A 2,291-nucleotide genomic window follows, 5' to 3' on the forward strand; every position below is an offset into this window, starting at 1 on the left:
GCGGCCGGCCTGCCGATCACCTTCACCATCGTGATCACCAACGACAGCCTGATCGACATCGTGTCGCTGCCCCTGCGCGACGTGTTCAACCCGGCGGCCCTGCGCTTCGAGTCGGCCAGCCCGCCGCCGGACTCGGCCGACCAGGTGGGCGGGGTGCTGGCCTGGGGCGACCTGCTGGCCACCACCGGGCGCGCACGGCTGGCCCCCGGCGAGTCGATCACCGTGGAGACTGTCTACACCGCCCTGCGCGACATCACCGCGGCGGTGAATACGGCCGAGGTGTCGGGGGCGAAGGACGAGTACGGCAACGCGGTGCAGCCTCGCCAGGCTCAGGTGCCGATCCGCATCGTCGGCCCGGTTGAGACGCCCGGCCCGACCGGGCAGCAGCCCACCCGCGCGCCGACGGCGACGCCCACGCCCTTCGCCACGGCCGGCCCGCGCCTAACGGAGATCGCCGGGCGCACGGCCACGGCCGCCGCCCAGGCCGCGCCCACAGCGGCGCCGACCGACACGGCGGTGACAGCTGAGACGTCTGCCACGCCCGTCGTGCCGGCGAGCCTGCCCAACACCGGCGACGGCGGCCCGCGCCCGCTGCTCTGGCTCCTGCTCGGCCTGGCCATGCTCGGCGCCGCCCTGGCGGTGCAGCGGCTTCGCGCCGCGCTCTAGCCGGCCCCGCCCTCATCACATCTATACGCTATAGAGGGTGCTGGCGGCAAAGCCTCCAGCACCCTCTATAATCATCCAGGGCATGGGCAACGTCGCTGGCGGCTGAAGCCGCGTCGCGGGGGCCTGCGGCCGACCGCCCACCTTTGTGGGCGGGTGCGGCGTCGGCGCAGGCCGACGCCCGGCGCAGCGCGCCCTGCCGGCGCGACGTCAGTGGCCAGCCAGGGGGGCGCGCAGGACGTTGCCCATGCCCTGTGTAATCATCCGCTCATTCGCCCCTCATTCACTGATGTGGTACGATGTCCCAGATAGGCAGCAGACACCCGCGGGGCACGAACGCCGTACCCCGCCACCTGAGGAGAAGATCGTGACCGACCCACAGTCCCCCGACACGCCCGAGGCAAACGACGACGATTTCCAGGATGACCTGAATATACTCGATGAGGGAGCGGACAAAGGCAGACGCCCGCCGCTGATCGCGCTGATCGGCGGCGCCCTGGCCCTGCTGATCATCGGCGCCGGCCTGGCGACGGTCTTCGCCCCCAGCACGAGCGCGCCGGCCGCCCCGACGTCCGCCGCCGCCCTCGATACCACCGCCGCGCCGGCCGCCGCAGCCGGCGATCTCCCCACCCCGGCGGTGCCCACGGCCCTCCCGCTGCCCCAGGCCATCGGCGACACGAGCAGCACCGAGCCGGTCGCCCAGGTCGGCGACGCGACGATCACGCGCGGGGAGTTCGTGCGGGCCTACCAGCCCGGCGCACCGCCCAGCGACGTGCTCCAGCAGCTCATCCAGGTCGAGCTCGTCGTCCAGGCGGCGCAGGCCGAGGGGGTCAGCGTCGATCAGAGCAAGGTGGACGACCAGATCGCGCAGATCAAGCAGCAGAATGCGATCAGCGACACCGCCACCTTCAACACATTCCTCCAGGACAATAATATCGGGTCGGAGCAGGAGCTGCGCGCGCTCATCGGCCGCGACCAGGTCGTCGAGCAGATGCTGCTCACCCACACGACGATGGAGCAGGCCCACGCCCGTCACATCCTGCTGGCCACCAGCACCGATAACCCGACCGATGATCGCCAGGCCGAGGCTGAGGCGCTGCTCAAGCAGATCCAGGACGGCGCCGACTTCGCCACGCTGGCCAGCGAGAAGTCGGAGGACACTGGCACAAAGGACAACGGCGGCGACCTGGGCTGGGCGCCCCGCGGCCTGTTCGTGCCCGAGTTCGACGATGCGATCTTCAGCATGAAGAAGGGCGAGGTGCGCCTGGTCAAGTCGCAGTTCGGCTGGCATATCATCGAGGTGATCGACCCGGCCGAGATGCGCGGCCTCGAGAGCCGCGATATGCTCAGCACGACGCCTGGGCAGCAGGCCTTCACCGACACCTTTCTGCCCTGGGTCGGCGAGCTCGAGAGCGCCGCCAAGGATGCCCAGAAGATCAAGATTCTGGTCACCGACGATCAGCTGGTGACGAGCCCGGGGGCCTGATATAGTGCAGGTTGCAAATTGTAGATTGCTACAATCTGCAATCTGCAATCTGCAATCATATGATCGCTTGGCGAATACACATCGGAGTCGCGCTTCTCGCGCTCGCCCTCCTCGCTGGCTGCGCGGCGGCCCCGGCCGCCGA

1 protein-coding gene and 1 pseudogene are annotated in these 2,291 nt (G+C 69.8%); both read left to right on the plus strand.

The window, feature by feature from the left end; genetic code table 11:
• A pseudogene (locus K2Z83_RS00325) lies at positions 1-666 on the plus strand (DUF11 domain-containing protein); the annotation flags it as partial.
• Between the two features lie 364 nt (positions 667-1,030).
• Positions 1,031-2,149, plus strand: coding sequence for a peptidylprolyl isomerase (locus tag K2Z83_RS00330; RefSeq protein WP_220593195.1), 1,119 nt, complete (start codon positions 1,031-1,033; stop codon positions 2,147-2,149).
• Positions 2,150-2,291 lie beyond the last annotated feature (142 nt).

Source organism: Oscillochloris sp. ZM17-4, from assembly GCF_019599295.1.
Taxonomy (GTDB): Bacteria; Chloroflexota; Chloroflexia; order Chloroflexales; family Chloroflexaceae; genus Oscillochloris.